Source organism: Paenibacillus plantarum (genome assembly GCF_013141695.1).
In the GTDB taxonomy this organism is placed as follows: Bacteria; Bacillota; Bacilli; order Paenibacillales; family NBRC-103111; genus Paenibacillus_E; species Paenibacillus_E plantarum.
This window is the reverse complement of sequence record NZ_WHNY01000028.1, coordinates 132,847-154,102: the sequence shown is the minus strand read 5'-3', so window position 1 is coordinate 154,102 and position 21,256 is coordinate 132,847. Positions and strand designations below refer to the sequence as shown.

Sequence of the window (21,256 nt, the reverse complement as noted above, 5' to 3'; positions counted from 1 at the left end):
TCAATGAGCAAGATGAGGAGAAACCTGGTTCTCATCTTCACCGTCATCTTCTTTTTTCTTTTTACGGTCGGAAAGCTTAATGTTCCCAACGAATAGCGTAAGGACCGCGCCGAGTAGCACGAATACCAGACCGTAGATAAACACTTGATGGAGAGAGGCAACAAGCGCATCTTTAATGATTGGCAACTTCTCCACTAATTCTTTTGGCAATTTGGCCAACGCCTCAGGACTTAATAGGGAGGAGTAAAGCGACTGCGGGTTCTTATGGATCATATCAATTAACGGGCTCCCTACTTCCGCGGGGAACTGTTTCACTACTGGCTCTAGATTTTGTTCAAGTAAAACGGTTGATTTATGATTCATAATGGCGCCGAGAATCGTCATCCCGAAGGTACCACCGATTTGACGGAAAAATTGGCTGGAAGACGTTACAACACCAAGCTCCGATTTCGGGAAGCTTTCTTGTAAAGCGAGTGTCAGAATTGGCATGACAAGCCCCATTCCTAAACCAAGTAGAACCATGTAGCTAGAAGCTATCAACTTCGTTGTAGAAATACCCATTGTGCTAAGTAAAACAAAGCCAACAGCCATGACAATCATACCGATGAGCATTTGTCTGCGAACACCAATCTTATCAATTAATTGGCCTGAAGCGACGCTGGCAGCAATCATTGTAATCATGAGCGGTGTCATGACAGTTCCAGAAGCGGACGCGCTAATACCGACAATCCCTTGCATGAAGAGAGGAACGAACATAATAGCACCGAACATGCCAACCGCCATCAGGAAGCCTACGCCATTTATGGTGGAGAAGGTTCTATTTTTGAACAAACGAACTGGAAGGATTGGTTCTTGTGCTTTACTTTCAATGAAGACGAACGAAACTAATGATACGACAGCTAGTATGAACAGACCAATAATTTGCCAAGAGCCCCAAGCATACTCACTACCGCCAAATGTGAGAGCAAGAAGTAAACTCACTACACCGACAATCATCGTGACGATACCTGGTACATCGAACTTAACTTTTCCTACTGATTTATGCTTCGGTAAGGCAATAGAGATAAGAATAACAGCTAGAATACCAACAGGCAGGTTGATATAGAATACCCAACGCCAGTCCCAAGCATCTACGATCCAGCCACCAACTTGCGGCCCGATAACGGAGGATAAACCAAAGATCGCTCCGAAAACACCTTGCCATTTGGCACGCTGTTTACCTGTAAATAAATCCCCGATAATAATCATGGCCATTGGCATCATGATACCACCACCAAGACCTTGCAGTCCGCGGAACAAAATAAGTTCAGTCATATTCTGAGACATTCCGCAAAGCGCTGAAGCTACGATGAAGATGATGAGTCCTGTTACATAAATGACGCGGCGGCCCATTAAATCAGCCAGTTTACCAGCGATGGGTACGATAACCGTGGAAGTCAGCATGTATGCTGTCGTTAACCAGGTCATCAGTCCGAGTCCACCGAATTCACCGACGATACGCGGCATTGCTGTTCCTACGATCGTACCGTCCAAGGCTCCGAAGAGCATGGCAATGATCAAACCGGTGAGGAGGAGCCCCCTATTTTTGAGCTCAGGTGCAGCTGCTTCGGAGACATCCTTAGGCGCTGCTTTTTGAATATTTTCCATGTGTATCACTCCTATGTTGTAATGAAATTAATAAAATGAAGTTAATTTTTCGAATGCACTTACGAAAATATGAAGTTCATCCGGAGGAAGCTTTGATAATCCACGGGCAATTACTTTCTTCTGAACTTCGTTGGCTTGAGCAAGTACTGCGGATCCTTCTGCTGTATTTTCAACCAGAACAATACGACGGTCCGTCTCATGGTGCTTACGTATAACATGCCCACTTTGGACAAGTCGATCAATCATGACCGTAATCGCACTTGGTTTAACACCCAATTTATCGGCAAGATGTGATTGCTTCGGTGTGTTTTCCTTCGAGATCATCGCTAACATGAATATTTGAGGAGCCGTAAGCTCGGAATTCAATTCCGCGAGCACGGTTTGACTGATTTTGCGGTGAGCCAACTCAAATGTTGTTCGGAAGCGATTGGTATATTCAGTCAATTCATCTTCCAAGTCATAACCTCCTTATAAATTGTTAGAATTGTCTAATAATTAAACAATATAATAATTAAATTAAGTAATAGTTAAACTGTTTAAGTAAAATATAAACCTGTCGATGAATGAAGTCAATAGGTCATTTCTGAAAATTTCAGAAAACCAAGGAGTGATGTACTTGCATATCCTTTGTATCTTGCATATAATAACTGGTACATATACGTGGAAATGCTTTGACGGAGAAGAGTATGCAGTGCTTCTTGACAGGGAGGGAAAGCCGATGATTGAGAGCTGGCCCCGAGAATCAGGCTGCGGAAGTTCGCTCCCGAGCAGTCCTTTGAACAGAAGTGCTAAGCAGCTTCTCATTAGAGGGAACCGGACACATCGTCCGTTATCTGGAATGAAGTGAGACTCGTTTATTTGTCAACTGGACATAGACGAATCTAATTAGGGTGGTACCACGGCTTTTCGTCCCTTGCGAGGGAGCGGAAAGTCTTTTTTGTGTTTTTATAAAGGGCGATTCAGAGGCCTAAATCAGGAGGGATTTCGATGAAAGAGCGGTTAGAGGCTTTGAAGCAGGAAGCGCTGCAGGAGCTAAGCTTTGTTGCAAGTCAGCAGGAGCTGAACGATTTAAGAGTTAAGTATTTGGGCAAAAAAGGACCGTTAACCGAGGTTCTTCGCGGCATGGGCGCGTTGAGTGCTGAGGAAAGACCAGTTATCGGCCAAGTGGCGAATGATGTTCGTGCAGCGATTGAAGCTGTTATTGAAGAGAAACAAGCCGCGTACACGAAGGAAGAAACTGAAAACAGACTTCGTTCTGAAATGATCGACGTTACGTTGCCAGGACGTCCTTCCCAGCAAGGTGCTATACATCCGCTAAGCAAAGTTATTCAAGAGATTGAAGATATTTTCATCGGGATGGGCTACACCGTTGCAGAGGGTCCAGAGGTTGAGCAAGACTATTACAACTTCGAAGCTTTGAATCTGCCGAAGGATCATCCGGCTCGTGATATGCAGGATTCGTTCTATATTACGGAAGAAATTTTGATGCGTACGCAAACATCCCCTGTTCAAGTAAGAACAATGGAGAAGCGTAAAGGTGAAGTTCCGATCAAAATCATCTGCCCAGGCAAAGTATACCGCCGCGATGACGACGATGCGACTCATTCGCACATGTTCCAACAAATTGAAGGTTTGGTCATTGACCGCAATGTGCGGATGAGTGACCTCAAAGGGACATTGCTTCAGTTCGTACAAGAAATGTATGGCCCAGCAACCAAAATCCGTATGCGTCCAAGTTTCTTCCCGTTCACAGAGCCGAGTGTTGAAGTCGATGTTAGCTGTGCCATGTGTGGCGGTGAAGGCTGTCGTACGTGTAAGCAAACAGGTTGGTTGGAAATTCTCGGAGCGGGCATGGTTCATCCGCGAGTTCTTGAAATGGGTGGCTATGATCCGAAGGAATACACAGGCTTCGCATTCGGTATGGGTGTTGAGCGTATCGCAATGTTGAAATATGGCATCGAAGATATTCGTCATTTCTATACGAATGATTTGCGTTTCTTAAAGCAATTTTTACATGTGTAAGCATTAGGAAAAGGAGGGTATAAAGCATGAAAGTTTCTTATCAATGGTTATCGGAATATGTTGACGTTACTGGCTTCACTGCCGAAGAATTAGCTGAAAAATTAACCCGCAGCGGTATCGAAGTGGATATCGTCGAGGATCGTAATAAAGGAGTATCGAATGTTGTAGTCGGATTTGTAAAATCCCGCGAGAAGCATCCGGATGCCGACAAACTGAGCGTTTGTGTGATCGATGCCGGACAAGGCGAAGACTTGCAAATCGTGTGTGGTGCCAAAAATATTGATGCTGGACAAAAGGTTCCTGTCGCGATGATCGGCGCCGTCCTGCCGGGCGGGCTGGAAATCAAGCGCGCTAAGCTGCGTGGTGTTGAATCCCAAGGGATGATCTGCTCCGCGAAAGAGTTGGGGCTTAACGACAAGCTGCTTCCAAAAGAAATTCAAGAAGGTATCCTTGTCCTGCCTGAGGATACGGAAATCGGCCAATCGATTCTAGACGTATTGGCAATTAGCGACAAAGTGATGGAGCTTGACTTGACGCCGAATCGCTCCGATTGCTTGAGCATGCTCGGAGCGGCATACGAGATCGCGGCGATCCTTGGCCGCGAAGTTAAGCTGCCAGATGCGGAAGCTGCACTTCAAGCGGCAGGAACTGCCGGTGTGAAGGCTGCGGACCGCATCAGCGTGAAGATCACAGCGACGGAGCAGTGCACGCACTACGCGGCTCGCCTGATCGAAGGCGTGCGCGTGGGCACTTCACCGCTGTGGCTCCAGAACCGCTTGATGGCTGCGGGCATCCGCCCCATCAACAACATCGTCGACATCACCAACTTCGTGATGTTGGAGTACGGCCAGCCGCTTCACGCGTTCGACGCGGAGAAACTAAACAACGGACACATCGACGTACGACTCGCTGAAGCTGGCGAGAAGCTCGTTACACTTGACGATGTGGAAAGGACCCTAGAACCGCACATGCTGCTCGTCACGGACGGCACCAAGCCTGTGGCGATCGCCGGAGTTATGGGCGGAGCCAACTCCGAAGTGACGGATGGAACTTCGCGGATCCTCCTTGAATCCGCGAAGTTCGCTGGCAGCTCTGTGCGCCGCACATCGCGCCAGCTAGGTCTTCGCTCGGAAGCGAGCCTTCGCTTCGAGAAAGAAGTGAACCCGGAATCGGTGATTCCGGCGTTGAACCGTGCTGCTGCGCTGATTGCGCAATACGCAGGCGGTAAAGTCGCTGACGGCATCGTAGAAGCCGCTAGCGGAACGCACAAGTCGGTCAGCATCGAGCTAGCAGCTGACCGCGTGAACAACTATCTCGGCACAGCGCTTTCCTTGACCGAGATGGGGCAAATCCTTTCGCGCTTGCATTTCACATTCGAGCAAGCTGGCGAAGGCAAGCTGCTCGTGCATGTGCCGAGCCGCCGCGGAGACATTACGCGTGATGTCGATTTGATCGAAGAAGTGGCACGTCTCTTCGGCTACGATAACATCCCGACAACCTTGATGACCGGTGTTACGACGCCAGGGTCTCTATCCAAAGAGCAATCCATCCGCCGGATTACACGCAATATTTTGACACAAAGCGGATTGAATGAAGTGATTACGTATTCCTTCACCAACCCGCGTTCACACGGTGGCACAGATGCTGAAGCGAATCCACAAGCACAAGTCGATGCTATTCCTGGTTTATACCGGGCAGCGAAGCCGATTTCACTCGCGATGCCGATGAGCGAAGACCGCAGTCAACTGCGCACAAGCTTAGTACCACATTTGCTTGATGTTGTTAGCTATAATCGCAATCGTACAATGGATGATGTCGCCATTTTCGAAATTGGCAAAGCATTTATTACGGACGAAGCAGCGCTTACGGCTCTACCGCAAGAAAAGCTGTTACTGTCTATCGTATTGACAGGCAAACGCCGACAAGCTCACTGGGCTCAGAAGGCAGAAGCTGTTGATTTCTACGACATCAAAGGGATTTTTGATCGTTTAGTGGGGTACCTTGGCATTAAGGGACTGACATATACGTCCGCAGCACCAGAAGGCTTCCACCCAGGTCGTACTGCAGAAATCTCACTAGCTTCCGCTGAAGGTCCAAAAGTAATTGGTCGTGTAGGTCAACTACATCCGACTGCGCAACAACAGCGTGATCTGGACGATACTTATGTGCTTGAAGTTGAACTAGCGCCTATCTTGGAAACTGCTGGCGAGGAGATTGTTTATAAGCTGTTACCTCGTTATCCGTCTATCGGACGTGATATTGCAGTAGTAGTGAATACAAGCGTCCCAGTTGGACTTATGGAGCAAGCGATTTCTAAAGTTGCAGGGGAATTGTTGGAGTCCATTCAGGTATTTGATATCTACACGGGAGAGCGCCTTGGTGCTAATCGTAAAAGCGTAGCAATCGCACTTGTGTACCGTCATGCTGACAGAACTTTGCTTGATGAAGAAGTAACTGACCTCCACGCCAAAGTTGTGACAACACTTGAACAACAATTTGAGGCAGAGTTAAGAAAATAGTGTAACTTTCCTTATAGGTTGCAGGAATATAGGCTGGTCTTATCGAAATTATTCTCGATAGGGCCAGCCTTTCATCTTAAGGGAGGATTTTAATTTGACTACTGAAGATAAAACAAGAATTACTGTTGATATATATGGACACCAATACAAGCTCAAAGCAGATACAAGCACCAACCATATGAAGGCCGTTGCAGAATATGTGAATGACCAAATGTTCCGTATTGCCAAAGGCTACCCTCGTTTGGATTCGCAGCGGATCGCTGTTTTAGCCGCAGTAAACATGGCTGATGAGTGCTTCCGAATGAATGAAGTTTTGGAAGAGCTTAGCAAAGTTCAGAAAGAGCAAGAAGCGACGAAAATCGCCTACGAGAAGCTAACAACACGGTATCATGAATTGAAGCAAGAGGACGACAAGAACCAAGCCTTACTCGCTGAGCAAAAAGGGAAGTTGGAACAAATCCCAGAACTAGAAAAACAATATAAGCAAGAAATTAGTAAGGTAAGACAAGAACAAGAACAATCGAATCAGCAAATGCTGCAAATGAAACAGAAATATGAACTTGGTAATCAACAGTTAGACCAGACCAAGCAACAACTCGAACAAGCAAAGCAACAGCAGGCTCAAGCCAAACAACAAATTGATCAAACGAAACAACAGATTGAACAAGCCAAGCAACAGATCGAACAAGCTAAACAACAGAATGATCAAGTGAAACAACAGCATGATCAAGTGAAACAACAGCATGATCAAGTGAAACAACAACAAGAGCAAGCAAATAAACAAATAGATCAACTCAAGCAACAGCTTGACCAGGAGAAACGCCAAGGCTTACAAGTCAAACAGCAACTTGACCAAGAAAAACAACAGCATCAACAAAGCAAGCAGCTGCTTGATCAAGAAAAGCAACAGCATCAACAAAGCAAAAAGCAGCTTGAGCAAGCGCAGCAACATAAATCGCAACAGCTTCTAAAGTTAACTGAACAACATAAAGTTGAGTTGGATGCCATTGCGGACGCGCATCGCAAAGAAAATGAAAGTTTGCACCAACAGCTTCAAGAAGAGAAACAATCGCTTATCCAGCTACATCTGCAAGATAAAGAAAACGCAGAACTTCAGCACCAAGAAGCGTTGGCATTACTATCTAAGCAAAGCGGATCTGATATCGATGTCATCCATAAGCAGTACCAAGCACAAATCAAATCTATAACCGTGCAACATCAGGAAGTGCAAGCTTCCATGGCTCGAGAGCATCAACTTCAAATAGCGTCTTTGAGACAAGAGCATCAATCTGCTATTGGGACACTTACAGACGGTCATCAAGCTGCAATAACACTTTTGGCAGAGGAACATCAAATAGCAATCGCGATCTTGATTGAAGAACAACAAGAGGAAATCGCACTCAAAACAGAAGAGCATGAAGCAGAATTAGTAGCTATTTCAGATAGTCATCTCAATGAAATTGAAACAATTTCAGATGAATATCAAACGGAGTTAACAGCCATTACGGATAAACTCCAAGGTGAATTAGCGAATCAAATTGATGAGCACCATTTCGAGATTGCTTCATTGACAGAAAATCATCAAAATGAGATTGCTTCACTCACAAATCAACACCAAGATGAAATGAGTGCAATTTCTGAGAACCATCAAAATGAACTGAGTGTAATTACAAAGAACCATCGAAGTGAACTGCAAGCAGTTTCGGAACTGCACCAATTTGAGTTGAGTGCAATTTCAGAGAAACATCAAAATGAATTGGAATCGCTCTCTAAGCAGCACCGAGATGAGTTAACCTTGAACAATACGAAAAATCATAACGAAATAGCAGCCATTGTGCGAGGCCACCATGCTGAGATTCATGTGATTAAACAGAAACATCAAGCTGAGTTAGAAGTAGCAGCAAGCGCTTATAAAGAGGATATCGACTCGCTCGCGTTGTTATATCAGGAAGAAGAAGAGGCTAAAACCCGCAGATTCGAAGAGGCGAAGGGTGATCTAGAAGGTCACTATCACAAACAACAAGCATCGTTCCAACAACAGCTTGAGGAGCAGAAGGCAGCGATCATTCAGCATTATCAAGGGAAAATTGAACAATTACTTGCACAAATGCAGACAGAACGAGAAACACGAGCACAAGAGTTCCAAGAAGAGAAAGAACTTATTTGGGCTCAAGCACAGCAGGAAAAGGAAGAGCTTCTACAGCTGAGTATGAACGACGAAGCTCAACAAGAAGAACTTCATGCGGTCAAAGAGGAATATCGGAAATTGCGTGAAGAATATGCGAAGCTTCAAATCGAATACAACGAATGGATTGAGCTTGTAGAAGCCGATAGTCCAATTGGGTAGCCCTAAGTGACAGTGAACCTATTAGATTACGTCTTAATGTCGGTCATTGCCTTAGGACTGTTGATTGGCTACTTTCGAGGATTTATTTCACAAATCGTTTCTATTTCGGGTATGATCCTAGCTTATCTAGTTGCCTTTTATTTTTACAAGGATCTTGCTCCGTTACTCAAGAGTGCGATCTCATTACCAACCTATCAAAATTATCAAAAATATGAATTCATCGTAAAAGGACTCAATTTAGATACTTATATTCTAAATGCCATTGCCTTTGCGCTCCTGTTTTTTGGTGTTAAACTTGCACTTATGATCATTGGCAGAGCCTTGAATCTTCTTGCCAAAACGCCAGGACTAAGCGTCATTAACCGTTGGAGCGGCGCATTACTGGGGTTAGCAGAAGCGCTGCTCATCATTGTAATTGCTGTAAATGTCATGACCATCATCCCGTCAGATGGCTCCCAGAAGCTGCTAGCAAGCTCATCTATAGCTCCTTATTTGATTAACGAGCTGCCGCAGGTTGCGGGTAAACTCCATGACCTGTGGAAACAAGGAATCTCTCTATAGAAACTACTGCCATTTGAAAAAAATGGGGTAGTTTTTATTTGTTTTACGGGGAGAAACCCTTTGATAGGATAGGGATAGGGATAGGGATAGGGATAGGGATAGGGAAGTCGTCCACCCGTCCGGGCTATCTATATCGCAAAATACTTTTTCTGAAGTATCTACAACTTCGATTTAATCTGTTCTCCCCTAATAGATAATTGCTTGCATATCCCCGAAAGACTTTCTCTCCCACAAATCAGGTAAACAATTCGTTTTCCAAACCAAGCCCTTTGGGCTACGCTACTTCGAAAGAGTTTCTCAATCTCAACTACACAAGTCATCTAAACGCTACGTCATCCAAATCAAGCCCACACTGTAACTCTGCCTTTTAAGACTCCTCCTCCATTCAAAGCAGCTACCGATCTTTCCCCCATACAAGTTCCGCGAGTGGTGCATGGCAATTACATTTCAATAAAGTGGACTCTATCAATTGTAGGTATCTCAGAAAAGATAATAATCCAGAGTACTCTCGCCAAAATAAACATTTTTTTCTTTACATGGAAACAAATGTTCGATATAATATATAGGAACACAAGTTCTATTGATGGGGTGGATCTGATAATGGAAATGCATCTAATAGGTTCAATGAGTAATGCTTTCCAATCAGAGGAAGAGTGTGAGCAGTTCTTAATGAGAAGTCGCTGGGCGAATGGGTTCTCTTGTCCAAGATGCGATCATAATTCATTTTATAAAGTGAAAACACGCGGTTTACTCGAATGTAAGGAGTGCCGGACTCAAATATCTATTACTGCTGGTACTGTCATGCATAAATCGAAGTTGCCTTTATTACTCTGGTTCAAGGCCATTCGAATATTGATTCAAGATGAATTGACCTATTCGGTCCCAGCTTTTGCAAATTTGCTTAGTGTGAACTATCGGACTGCTAAGTTGATACTTGAAAAAATTCAATTAGCCTTACACAAGCAATATGCCCGTATGGGGAAGCTTAAGACAGAAATGCTGGCTACAGAATCTAAAGCAGGCAATATTGAGCAACCAAAGAGTGAAGAGAAAAGCATCAGAGTTAAGAAGAATACGAGTATTCTAGCAAGCTTCCTGTTTAGGACTTCTAGAGACGTTAAATATGCTGAAGAAGATATGTTTAAAAAGTGGATGCATGCGTGTATATCTGTGTTTTTGTATCCGCATTTTTTACGATATTTTCAAGTCGTCTGAAAATAAAGAAAAACCTTATCACAGAAGTCGTGAAAAGGTTTAATTGAGCAAGCACTAGTAATTATTCAACGATTAACGTCGTTTTCATATTCGCATGGCCAGATCCGCACATGATGGAGCAAGTGATAGGGAATGATCCTGTTTTATCTGGTGTAAAGGTAGCGGTTTTATTTCCATTGTTGAGGTTGATGTTAAACTCTTTAATGGATGCTCCGTGAATACCTTGAGAATTGTCAAGTGTGATTGTGACAGACTCGCCTTTTTTGATGCGGTATTCGGTTTTATCGAATTGAAAATTTGTAGCTTTTAATACAACTTCTTGTCCACCTGCTGCAGCTTTCGTAGTAGCGGCTGGCGTTGTAGTAGTTTGTGTAGTTGCTGCTGGTGTTGTTTTGGAGTCTTTGTTTCCACATGCTGTGATGGCAATAAGTACTGCTAGTCCCATCATAAGAATTGTAAGTTTTTTCATGGGTACCCCTCCGTATACATAATAATATCCTCATTATTGTACACGACCTATTTCCAAATTACAGTGACAAACTGGTGAAACCACAAAGAAAAGATCGGCCCGGCGAGTGAGAACGCTGCAGGCCGATCTTTTTTTTTGGCTTTACCTTAGTTATCAGTTATGGAAACTGACAAGTTTATCGACGGTCTTCTCTGCCTGTGAGCCCTTGTTCGAAAGGGGTTTTTACAGGTATGAATAGGTCGATGATCCCTATGACTAAAGCAGCTAAAATGGCACCTATCATGCTCGTAGACACATTGGTCACAATAAATTGAGCGGCCCAAATGACTAATGCGCTCACAATAAAACCTACGAGACCTCTGCCAAATGGAGTGATTTGTTTGCCGAAGATTCCTTCAATGATCCAAGCCGCGATTGCGATAACGAGCGCCAAGAAAAATGCACTCCAGAAACCACCGACTTTAAATCCAGGGACTAACCAGCTTACAAACATTAAAACCAAAGCTGAAACAATAAACCTTACCAGATGTCCAAGAAGATGCATGTCGTGAACCTCCTTCTTTCTGTCATGGTATGGAACCATTGACAAAAAAACGATTTTTTGAGCAGAATGCTTTGATTGTGATGATTTGCAATTCCTTTTGGCAGAGGATTAGATGCGTGGGCTTAGTGTAACCAACTTTGTAATAATTATGGCGGGCAGTAACTTCCATATAATCATTGTCTCCGTAGCTAATCAGGATCTATTTGGTTTATAATATAGGTTAGAGAAAAGAGGTTGGAACATTGAATCCGAAAATAATAAAAACATTAGAATATCAGAAGATTTTACATAAAGTAGCTCATCATGCTTCGACATCATTAGGTAAAGAGACAGCTGAGAAGCTGGAGCCTAAAGGGGATTTCGAACTCGTTAAGCTTCGCTTACAAGCTACAGATGAGGCGGTAAATGTAGAGAGGTTAAAAGGTAATGCACCTTTCGGAGGCATCCGAGATATTCGTGCGCCTCTGCATAGAGCTAGAATTGGTGGCATGTTAAATCCAACAGAGTTGCTGGAGATTTCAACCACGATGTTTGGATCGCGTAGATTGAAGCGATTTGTACTTGCTGCACATGAGGAATATGCGATCCCTATGTTAAAAGGGCAAGTGGAATTGTTGACAGAAAATAAACAACTAGAAGATAAAATTAATAGCTGCATTGATGAGAAGGCAGTAGTTGTGGATGGAGCTAGCCCTGAATTAGGGCGAGTTCGAAGTGAGCTTCGCACAGGTGAAGGTAGAGTTCGCGAAAGATTGGAACAAATGATTCGTAACTCTTCTGTCCAAAAGATGCTGCAGGATGTGCTCATTACGATTCGAAATGACCGATTCGTTATTCCTGTGAAATCAGAGTATCGTTCCAGCTTTGGCGGTATGATTCATGATCAATCGGCTTCAGGAGCGACTCTCTATATCGAACCAGATGCGATCGTGCAATTAAATAATAAAATTCGTGAACTCAAATTTAAAGAAGAAGCTGAGATCGAGAAAATACTGCGGGCATTGACTGAGCTAGTTGCTGAACAAGTGGAAGTACTTGTGTTGGATGTGGATCAGTTGGCAGAGCTTGATTTTACTTTTGCCAAAGCAGGTTTAGCAAGAGAATTAAAGGCGACAATGCCAAGATTGAATGATAGAGGATTTATTAAGATTAAAAGAGGAAGACACCCGCTGATCGCGGCGGATGCCGTTGTGCCACTCGATCTGGAGTTAGGCAATGATTACTCACAAATTATCGTCACAGGCCCGAATACAGGCGGTAAGACGGTGTCTCTTAAAACTGTTGGACTTCTGAGTCTGATGGCGATGTCTGGACTGTTTGTACCCGCCGAAGAAGGGACACAGCTTTGCGTGTTCGATGCCATTTATGCGGATATTGGCGATGAACAAAGTATTGAGCAAAACTTAAGTACGTTTTCCAGTCATATGACGAATATCATAAGCATTTTACGCGATATGACACCGAAAAGCTTAGTATTACTGGATGAGCTAGGCGCGGGTACCGATCCTGCTGAAGGATCCGCACTTGCGATTTCAATTTTGGACTACATTCATCAAATTGGCTGCCGCATTATTGCAACTACGCATTATTCCGAATTGAAGGCGTATGCTTATCAAAAGCAAGGCACGATTAATGCTAGCATGGAGTTTGATATTCAAACGCTTAGCCCGACATATCGCTTGTTAGTCGGTGTTCCTGGGCGAAGTAATGCTTTTGCTATTGCTGAGCGACTTGGATTGTCTCGTCGCATTATTGAACATGCGCGCACGCAGGTAGGAGAGGAAGATCAGCGCGTAGAGTCGATGATAGCATCCCTCGAGGAGAATCGTCTGATCGCAGAATCTGAGCGTTATGCTGCGGAAGAGCTGCGCAAAGAAGCTGAAGCGATGCGCAAATCACTGGAGACGCAGCAGCTCAAATTCGACGAGCAACGTGATAAGCTGCTCGAAAAAGCGGAGCGCGATGCACGCGAAGCTGTTATCAAAGCTCGCCGCGAAGCCGACGAGGTCATCGCGGACCTGCGTCGCATGGCGTTGGAAGAAGCCGGAGGGGTCAAGGACCACAAGCTAGTTGAGGCGAAGCGACGTCTGGATCAAGCGACACCAGAACTGCGCAGCAAGCAAGTGCGTGCTTTGAAGAAGCGTCCCGAGCAAATTGAAGCAGGGGATGAAGTCAGGGTGATTTCATTAGGACAGAAAGGACACGTTGTTGAGCTAGTAGGAACAACCGAAGCCAATGTTCAAATGGGTATTATGAAAATGAAAGTTCAGTTATCCAACCTTGAGAAAACTGGCAATGCGCCTCAGTCAAAGCAACCGCAGAAAGTGGCAACGACGCTGAAGCGAACGCGCGATGATAATGTCAAAATGGAATTGGATATGCGCGGCATGAATATGGAAGAAGCTTTGATTGAGGCAGACCGCTTCTTAGATGAATCCTTCTTGAGTAATTTTGGCCAAGTGTATTTAATTCATGGTAAAGGCACAGGTGTGCTTAGAACGGGGATGCAAGAATATTTGCGTCGACATAGACACGTGAAAAGCTATCGGATGGGTAATTACAATGAAGGCGGAGCTGGGGTTACAGTTGTCGAATTGAAATAACTTATAAATTTTTGATCCTTTTTGAAACTCATTCTTTGGTAATGCGTATGAAATAGATATAAAAGAGTATGAAACCTTAGGAGGAATTTTAGATGGGAATTTTCAAAAGACTTCGTGATATGACAATGGCTTCAATTAATGATTTATTGGATAAGGCAGAAGATCCTGTCAAAATGTTAAATCAGTTTTTACGCGATATGGAAGAAGATATTTTGGAAGCTGAGACGGCAGTTGCGAAACAAATTGCTATCGAAAAGAAATTTAAACTACAATTTGAAGAGTCCGAAGAAATGGTTACAAAACGTACAGAGCAGGCTATGAAAGCCCTGGAAGCAGGGAATGAAGACTTGGCCCGCCGCGCACTGGAAGATAAGAAAGAGCACCAAGGTCGTTATGATGAATTGAAACGTCAATATGATCTAGCCAAAACGAATGCGGATCAACTTCGTGCACAATTGACAGAGATGAAAGACGAATTCAACAAAATGAAAAACAAAAAGGATTTATTAATTGCTCGCGCAGAAACAGCGAAAGCACAAAAACAAATCAACCAAGCAATGTCTGGCTTTGGTACAGACAATGCTGCTAAAGGTTTCGATCGCATGAGCGAAAAAGTGTTGCAAATGGAAGCCGAAGCACAAGCAAGCGGAGAAATTCGTGCCAAAAACCGCAGCTTGGACGATGAGCTTGACGGTTTAGGTTCAAGCAGCAGTGCAATCAATGATGAATTGGCTGCAATGAAAGCTAAGCTTGCTGAAAAAAAACAATCCTAATGTTATACTAGTTGTACCTGCGAGAGACTGAGTCATACTCAGTCTCTACTACCATATATAGGGAATAAGGGATTTAGTTCGAGTCTCTCTACTTGTGTAAAGGAAGGCAGGAGATGATATGAACGAAGAGGTGGATGTCTTGTTAAGTAATCCGTATTTAGCAACGCTTGCTTTTTTTGCTGTAGCAGTGGTCGCGCTTGTTGTTTTCCTTACCATCTTCGAAATGGTTACGAAGTATGATGATTGGGCTGAAATTAAAAAAGGAAATCTATCGGTTGCCATGGCTACTGGTGGGAAAATTTTTGGGATTTGCAACTTATTCCGTTTCGCCATTTTAAACAATGACACCATGATTCACTCTCTCGTTTGGGCCGGATATGGCTTCGTGCTGTTGTTGGTTGCCTACTTTATCTTTGAGTTCCTAACGCCTTATTTCAAAATTGATGAGGAAATTAAGAAGGATAATCGTGCGGTAGGTTTCTTATCCTTAACGTTGTCTGTCTCCTTATCCTATGTGGTTGGAGCTTGTGTAACTTAGTATCATACATAGTCTTGGAGGCTTGAACAATGAAATACCTGTGGGGAACCTTGTTTGCTATTGCGCTTGTGTTTGTAGCGGCAGGGGTTTATTATGTATGGAAATATGCATAGATGCAATTAGCTGGAGGATTTCGCAATGAGTAGTAGTGAAGAAGTTGTATGTCCATGGTGCCAAACCGAGATCGTTTGGGATCCCGAAATTGGGCCTGAGGATGAGTGTCCACACTGTTTTAATGAATTGAATGATTACCGCAGCATTGATTTGAAGGTTAAGCAAACAGGGCAGAAGCTTCGTTTCAATGAGCAAGAATATGCCGAATCCGATGAGGATTTATCATTGGCTTGGGATGATTCCGATGAGCCGCTTGATAAGTATGGCGAGAAGGTTCAACAATTAACAGATGAGCAGGAAGAAGCACCGGAATGCTCGAGTTGTCATGAATTCTTGCTGCTTGCTGGAACTGAAGTGACAAGCGGAGCTTCCTTCACACCTACGATTCCCAAAACGTTGGGAAGTGCGTTCTTAACAGGCCCTTTCACGACGGATGTTTATGTGTGTCCATCATGTTTCCGAGTTGAGAAAGTGCTCTCAGATACGGACCGATTGCTGATGGTTGAACGCATCAAATCAGAATAAGATCGTTGAAAATGGAACCGAGTCCTCGTGGATTCGGTTTTTTTTGCATGCATGTGCCTCATATTTTCACTCCAAAGGGGAAGCTTAACAAGAGCCCATATTCGGTCTTAGTTAGGAGGAGGAATATGCAAACGAATCAAACGAATGTGAAAAGCAAAGGAAAGCTGGACGCTCAAGCGATCCTTCTGCTCGTTGTTCATGCACTATTCGGCGGAGCCAATGCCTTATCAGGTACATTCGTCGGTGTTTATTTATGGAAAGCCAAAAACGACTTTACGTTAATCGGCTGGTTCACCTTAACGACCCATTTGACGATGGCTATTACCTTTTGGTTAGCCGGGAAGTGGGTGAAAGAACACAATAAAATGAATTGTTTGCGTATTGGTGTATCCATATCAGCGTGTTTTTACATGCTGGTGCTCTGGATGGGGACTAGCAGTGTCCATTACTTCGTTTGGTTAGGTATGGTCCAAGGAATCTCTGTAGGTTTGTTCTGGATATCTTTTAACGTTGTTTACTTTGAAGTGACAGATCCAGATAATCGTGATCGATTCAATGGTTGGGTTGGCCTATTGGGCGCAGGTGCTGGTATTATTGCTCCGTGGATTTCAGGTTTACTCATCGTTTCATTAGGGGACGGAGCAGGGTATCGTCTTATCTTTTCCATCTCGTTAGGCATATTTCTATTAGGCGTTGTGGTTAGTTTTTTTCTGAAGAAACGGAAATTGAGTGGCACTTACGAGTGGCTCTTGCCGCTGCGAATCCTTAGGCAACCTCAAACACCTTGGAAGCGAGTTAGTCTGGCTTTACTTTTTCAAGGCGTGCGAGAAGGTGTATTTGGATTTATGATTGGATTACTCGTGTACATATCGACTTCAAGTGAAGCAAGTTTAGGTAATTTCGCTCTAATTACTTCATCCGTAGCGTTAGTTAGCTTCTGGGCAGCAGGGCGCTTCATTCGACCTTCTTTTCGTAAAAAGAGTATGTTCATCGGCTCGGTGATGGTTGTTCTTGTAATCTTGCCATTTTTTTGGAAAATGTCGTTCAGCACCTTGCTGATATTCGGGATTGGTTCTGCACTCTTTTTTCCCATGTACTCGATTCCAATGGTATCCGCAGTGTTTGATTTGATTGGATCGGATGATGAAAGTGCCAAACAACGGGAAGAGTACATTGTTTTGCGGGAGTTATCACTGAATGTGGGGCGCGTATGTGGCGTGCTTTTATTCATATGTGTTATTTCTTGGAGTAAGGAGCCCCTTGTCATCAATGTGCTGTTACTCGTCATCGGAAGCTCCACTTTCTTCTCATGGGTATTTATTCGAAACCAGTTACCTGCAGCCAAGTCTTGACAGCGGCTAGGTTTCAGGCTGAAAATGTGAGTAGCATGAGTATGGTATGAGGAGGGGACACCAATGCCGCCAAAAATGGTGAATAGCATCACAGAGCTGATCGGAGATACCCCCGCGGTGCGCGTAAATCGCTTGTTGGAACCGGAAGCTGCTGAGCTGTATGTGAAATTGGAGTATTTCAATCCGAGCGGGAGCGTCAAGGACCGAGCTGCTTGGAATCTCATTGATCAGGCTGAGAAGTCAGGACAGCTTCAGCCAGGTGCAACAATCATTGAGCCTACAAGCGGAAATACAGGGATCGGACTTGCCATGAATGCAGCGGCCAAGGGCTATAAGGCTATCTTGATTATGCCGGACAATATGAGCAAGGAACGCATAAATATCCTGAAAGCATACGGCGCTGAGGTCGTTCTAACGCCAGCCGCATTACGGATGCCAGGTGCAATTGAGAAAGCTGTGGAGTTACGGGATCAAATCCCTGGAAGTTTTATTCCACAGCAGTTTGAGAATCCAGCGAATCCGAGTATTCATCGCATTACGACTGCACCTGAAATTTTGCAGCAAATGGAGAGCAGGTTGGATGCTTTCGTTGCTACCTCAGGAACGGGAGGTACGATTACAGGGACTGGTGAAGTGCTTCGGGAGCATTTGCCGAATATCCAGATTTATGTAGTGGAGCCAAAGGGGTCACCAGTACTGTCTGGTGGAAGCCCTGGGCCACATAAGCTCGTGGGGACAAGTCCAGGCTTTGTTCCGGCTATTTTGAACACAAACGTCTATGATGAGATCGTGCAAGTGGCGGATGAGGATGCCATCCAAACGATGAGGGATTTGGCGAGCAAGGAAGGCATCCTTGTCGGTCCTTCGGCTGGAGCCTCAGTATGGACGGGGATGCAGGTTGCAAGAAAGCTCGGAGCAGGAAAGCGAGTGCTTTGCATTGCACCAGATACAGGTGAGCGATATTTAAGTATGGATCTCTTTTAACCCTTGTACGAGGTGGAAATGGGCGCTAGAGTCACTTGGATGGTTATCCAGTGGCTTTTTATTTTGCCAATTCTAGTGGAATTTTCGAATATATATAAATATTCTGCCTTTCTTCCGCGATCAGTAATTGAATTAGGACAGCAATTCATTGTAAGATGAATGGATGAATGAAACATATCTCAGAAAGGTAGGTTTAACCATGGATACTTTGAAGCTTAAAATTCTCGATTTACTAAAGGAAGACGCCCGCAGGAGCGCGGATCTGATCGCCACCATGTTAGGAACGGCGGAGGCCGATGTTGCGCGAGCGATAAGCGAGATGGAAGCGGATAAGGTCATTGTCAAATACGCGACAGTCGTGAACTGGAGCAAAGTAGATGACGAAAAGGTTACCGCCCTAATTGAAGTGCAAATTACGCCGGAGCGCGGGCGCGGGTTTGATGCGATTGCGGAACGGATCTATTTATATCCGGAAGTCAAATCGGTTTATCTCATGTCGGGCGCGTATGATTTGCTCGTTGAAATTGAGGGGAGCTCGCTCAAACAGGTGGCTTCATTCGTTTCCAACAAGTTATCGCCAATCGACCGTGTGCTTTCTACGAAAACGAATTTTATTTTGAAAAAATACAAACAAGACGGCATTATTTTCGAAGATCAGGAAGATGATCACCGAATGCTTGTTTCGCCGTAAGGGAGAGGTAGCGCTATGATCAAGGATGAAACTACGATTCAATCAAGCAAAAAATCGATGCAGGACTACCTCGCTCCTGCGGTACGTGAAATGAAGCCTTCTGGGATTCGGAAGTTTTTTGATCTCGTAAGCAATAGTAAAGAGGACATCATCTCGCTAGGTGTTGGCGAACCTGACTTTTCCACACCTTGGCACGTTCGTGAAGCAGCTGTACATTCCTTGGAGCGCGGCAGAACGAAATATACGCCAAACTCTGGTATTCCTGAGCTCCGCGAAGCGATTGCAAACTATTTGTATACATCCTTTAAAGTGAAATATGAGCCTTCGAACGAGGTGCTTGTAACGGTAGGCGGCAGTGAAGCAATTGATCTAGCGCTGCGTTCACTCATTACACCTGGGGATGAGATTCTGATTCCTGAGCCTTGTTATATTTCTTACTCGCCAATCACGGCCATTAGTGGTGGTGTGCCAGTGGGGATCGAAACTTTTGCGAAGGATCAGTTCAAATTGACGGAAAAGGCACTTCGCGATGCGATTACGCCAAAATCCAAAATATTAATTCTATGCTATCCTAGTAATCCAACTGGCGGCATTATGACGTATGAAGATTGGCTGCCGATTGCCAAAGTTGTTGAAGAACATGATCTGATTGTCATCTCCGATGAAATTTATGCGGAACTGACGTACGGCCAGAAGCATGTGAGCTTCGCAGCAGTTCCTGGGATGCAGGATCGGACGATTCTCGTTAGCGGATTCTCCAAAGCTTTCGCAATGACAGGCTGGCGGATGGGGTATGCTTGCGGTCACAGAGAGCTCATCTCGGCTATGACCAAGATTCACCAATATACGGTCATGTGTGCACCTGTCATGGGGCAAGTAGCCGCACATGAAGCGTTGACGAATGGCTTGGAAGAGAAAGACCGGATGATTGAATCTTATAATCAACGGAGACGATTAGTTGTCAAAGGCTTCCGTGAAGTCGGACTTGAATGCCATGAACCACAGGGTGCATTCTATGCGTTCCCAAGCATTGTGGCAACAGGATTAACTTCGGATGAATTCGCACAGCGACTTTTGTATGAGTCTAAGGTAGCTGCAGTGCCTGGTGATGTATTTGGTTTAGGTGGAGAAGGATTTCTACGATGCTCTTATGCCTATAGTGTTTCCCAACTGAATGAAGCATTAGAGAGAATCGGTAATTTCTTACGGAAATTATAATATTCTTTGTAAATTCATATGTTCATAGGAGACGAAAACTGGTATTCTAAGAGTAAGGAGGGATGAGCATGGCTTTTATGGAATATCAGCTTACTAACTTTCAGAAGCAATTTCAAATTCGCGAGCAAGAGTTCGGACAGCGTTGGCTGACCAGAAATGCCAAGAAGCAAAATTCCCTAGCTTTACTTGAAGAAGAGATCAATACGTTGAGACGTAAAATGGAACAGATGGTCATGGAAGGTCGAGAAATGACATCTGATGCGGTAGTTGAATTAAGTACGATACTGGATCAAAAAATAAATGAATATATGACATCTGGAAAGAAAAGTCGGTGAAAACCGACTTTTCTGGCGACTATCGATAAAGAGAGAGTACGTGACGGAGGGAAATACATACACATGAAAGCAAAATGGTTATTCGTTGTCATGCTAGGAATGATGTTAATGCTTACAGCTTGTGGTGGACCGAAGGCAGATGTATCGGTATTTATGATGGGACCTAACGGGTTTCCAAGTGAAGCAGCTGAGAAGCTGGAAGTATCTCTGAAATCCAAGGTAGGAGAACTTCCTACAGTGAAGCTGAATACATCACCTATTTTTTCATTGGAAAAAATGATTGTTGAGCTAGCTGCTGGTGGGAACGGGATCTTCATCTTGGGAGAAGAGCAGTTCAAAGGCCTCAGCAACCAAGCGGGATTCGTTTCATTGGATAATATTATCAACCCTAAGGATTATCCAGATGGGGTTATCGAGATCAAAGAAGAAGGTAAGGCTGCGGAGAAGCATCTGTACGGCATTCCACTTACTGGAAACAAATGGATGAAAGAGCAGGGCTTTGAAGGTAAAGGATTATACGCGTTCATTCCTCAGAATGCTCCAAAAATGGACGAGGCGTTGAAAGTTATCCAAATTATTGCGCAAAAATAAGAGAACATTTATAATCGACAAATAGCATCAATGTATAATTTGCAACTGTAGGTACTGGTAATATTCCAAATGGAACATTATTAGTTAAGGGGAAGCCGGTTTAAATCCGGCACGGTCCCGCCACTGTAATTCAGACTTGTGAAAGTCTGGAGAGTCAGAATACCTGCCTATGGTTCCGATACAACATCCTTCGAGGAAAAGGATCGCG

Annotated in this window: 19 protein-coding genes and 1 riboswitch; of the genes, 15 read left to right on the top strand and 4 right to left on the bottom strand. The window is 44.3% G+C overall.

Annotation, left to right across the window (positions count from 1 at the left end):
• Together GC096_RS09920 and GC096_RS09915 are read right to left on the bottom strand one after the other, a co-directional pair.
• Nucleotides 1-1,548 carry an MDR family MFS transporter gene (locus GC096_RS09920; protein WP_246302676.1) on the bottom strand — a complete coding sequence of 516 codons (1,548 nt, stop codon included), beginning with the start codon at nucleotides 1,546-1,548 and terminating at the stop codon, nucleotides 1-3.
• Between the two features lie 126 nt (nucleotides 1,549-1,674).
• A complete protein-coding gene (locus GC096_RS09915; RefSeq protein ID WP_171630078.1) occupies nucleotides 1,675-2,103 on the bottom strand; it encodes a MarR family winged helix-turn-helix transcriptional regulator in 429 nt (142 codons plus the stop codon).
• Nucleotides 2,104-2,634: 531 nt separating this feature from the next.
• Between GC096_RS09915 and pheS the strand changes: the two genes are divergently transcribed.
• From pheS to GC096_RS09890, 5 genes are all read left to right on the top strand, one after another.
• Nucleotides 2,635-3,669, top strand: coding sequence for a phenylalanine--tRNA ligase subunit alpha (gene pheS / locus GC096_RS09910; protein ID WP_171630077.1), 1,035 nt, complete (start codon nucleotides 2,635-2,637; stop codon nucleotides 3,667-3,669).
• 26 nt (nucleotides 3,670-3,695) lie between these two features.
• The gene (pheT, locus tag GC096_RS09905) at nucleotides 3,696-6,188 is read left to right on the top strand and encodes a phenylalanine--tRNA ligase subunit beta (RefSeq protein WP_171630076.1); all 2,493 of its coding nucleotides are present in this window, start codon (nucleotides 3,696-3,698) and stop codon (nucleotides 6,186-6,188) included.
• Nucleotides 6,189-6,282: 94 nt separating this feature from the next.
• On the top strand, nucleotides 6,283-8,535 hold the full coding sequence (gene zapA, locus GC096_RS09900; protein WP_171630075.1) for a cell division protein ZapA: 2,253 nt from the start codon (nucleotides 6,283-6,285) through the stop codon (nucleotides 8,533-8,535).
• Nucleotides 8,536-8,541: 6 nt separating this feature from the next.
• A complete protein-coding gene (locus GC096_RS09895; protein WP_312886236.1) occupies nucleotides 8,542-9,096 on the top strand; it encodes a CvpA family protein in 555 nt (184 codons plus the stop codon).
• A 600-nt stretch (nucleotides 9,097-9,696) separates the two neighbouring features.
• Nucleotides 9,697-10,311, top strand: coding sequence for a transposase (locus tag GC096_RS09890; protein WP_171630074.1), 615 nt, complete (start codon nucleotides 9,697-9,699; stop codon nucleotides 10,309-10,311).
• A 61-nt stretch (nucleotides 10,312-10,372) separates the two neighbouring features.
• On the opposite strand, the gene GC096_RS09885 is transcribed toward GC096_RS09890, so the two are convergent.
• Both GC096_RS09885 and GC096_RS09880 read right to left on the bottom strand, forming a co-directional pair.
• Nucleotides 10,373-10,780 carry a cupredoxin domain-containing protein gene (locus tag GC096_RS09885; protein WP_171630073.1) on the bottom strand — a complete coding sequence of 136 codons (408 nt, stop codon included), beginning with the start codon at nucleotides 10,778-10,780 and terminating at the stop codon, nucleotides 10,373-10,375.
• A 175-nt stretch (nucleotides 10,781-10,955) separates the two neighbouring features.
• Nucleotides 10,956-11,324 carry a phage holin family protein gene (locus GC096_RS09880; RefSeq protein ID WP_057315456.1) on the bottom strand — a complete coding sequence of 123 codons (369 nt, stop codon included), beginning with the start codon at nucleotides 11,322-11,324 and terminating at the stop codon, nucleotides 10,956-10,958.
• A 242-nt stretch (nucleotides 11,325-11,566) separates the two neighbouring features.
• On the opposite strand from GC096_RS09880, the gene GC096_RS09875 reads away from it, so the two are divergent.
• The 10 genes from GC096_RS09875 to GC096_RS09830 all read left to right on the top strand — a co-directional run bounded on the left by GC096_RS09875 (nucleotide 11,567) and on the right by GC096_RS09830 (nucleotide 21,048).
• Entirely contained in the window at nucleotides 11,567-13,927 is a 2,361-nt protein-coding gene (locus tag GC096_RS09875; protein ID WP_171630072.1) for an endonuclease MutS2, read from the top strand.
• Between the two features lie 92 nt (nucleotides 13,928-14,019).
• On the top strand, nucleotides 14,020-14,700 hold the full coding sequence (locus GC096_RS09870) for a PspA/IM30 family protein (RefSeq protein ID WP_171630071.1): 681 nt from the start codon (nucleotides 14,020-14,022) through the stop codon (nucleotides 14,698-14,700).
• Between the two features lie 118 nt (nucleotides 14,701-14,818).
• Entirely contained in the window at nucleotides 14,819-15,238 is a 420-nt protein-coding gene (locus tag GC096_RS09865) for a DUF350 domain-containing protein (protein WP_056609395.1), read from the top strand.
• Nucleotides 15,239-15,376: 138 nt separating this feature from the next.
• Nucleotides 15,377-15,877, top strand: a complete 501-nt coding sequence (locus GC096_RS09860; RefSeq protein WP_171630070.1) for a hypothetical protein — start codon at nucleotides 15,377-15,379, stop codon at nucleotides 15,875-15,877.
• Between the two features lie 125 nt (nucleotides 15,878-16,002).
• A complete protein-coding gene (locus tag GC096_RS09855) occupies nucleotides 16,003-17,229 on the top strand; it encodes an MFS transporter (RefSeq protein WP_246302668.1) in 1,227 nt (408 codons plus the stop codon).
• Nucleotides 17,230-17,292: 63 nt separating this feature from the next.
• Nucleotides 17,293-18,213: a cysteine synthase A gene (gene cysK, locus GC096_RS09850; RefSeq protein WP_171630069.1), complete on the top strand. Its 921-nt coding sequence runs from the start codon at nucleotides 17,293-17,295 to the stop codon at nucleotides 18,211-18,213.
• Between the two features lie 199 nt (nucleotides 18,214-18,412).
• Nucleotides 18,413-18,904 carry an Lrp/AsnC family transcriptional regulator gene (locus GC096_RS09845; RefSeq protein ID WP_171630068.1) on the top strand — a complete coding sequence of 164 codons (492 nt, stop codon included), beginning with the start codon at nucleotides 18,413-18,415 and terminating at the stop codon, nucleotides 18,902-18,904.
• A gap of 15 nt (nucleotides 18,905-18,919) precedes the next feature.
• Complete coding sequence (locus GC096_RS09840; RefSeq protein WP_171630067.1) at nucleotides 18,920-20,122, top strand: aminotransferase class I/II-fold pyridoxal phosphate-dependent enzyme; 1,203 nt, start codon at nucleotides 18,920-18,922, stop codon at nucleotides 20,120-20,122.
• Nucleotides 20,123-20,190: 68 nt separating this feature from the next.
• The gene (locus GC096_RS09835; RefSeq protein WP_171630066.1) at nucleotides 20,191-20,457 is read left to right on the top strand and encodes an aspartyl-phosphate phosphatase Spo0E family protein; all 267 of its coding nucleotides are present in this window, start codon (nucleotides 20,191-20,193) and stop codon (nucleotides 20,455-20,457) included.
• 63 nt (nucleotides 20,458-20,520) lie between these two features.
• On the top strand, nucleotides 20,521-21,048 hold the full coding sequence (locus GC096_RS09830; protein WP_171630065.1) for a hypothetical protein: 528 nt from the start codon (nucleotides 20,521-20,523) through the stop codon (nucleotides 21,046-21,048).
• A 32-nt stretch (nucleotides 21,049-21,080) separates the two neighbouring features.
• Nucleotides 21,081-21,233, top strand: a riboswitch (cobalamin riboswitch).
• The last annotated feature ends 23 nt before the right edge of the window (nucleotides 21,234-21,256 follow it).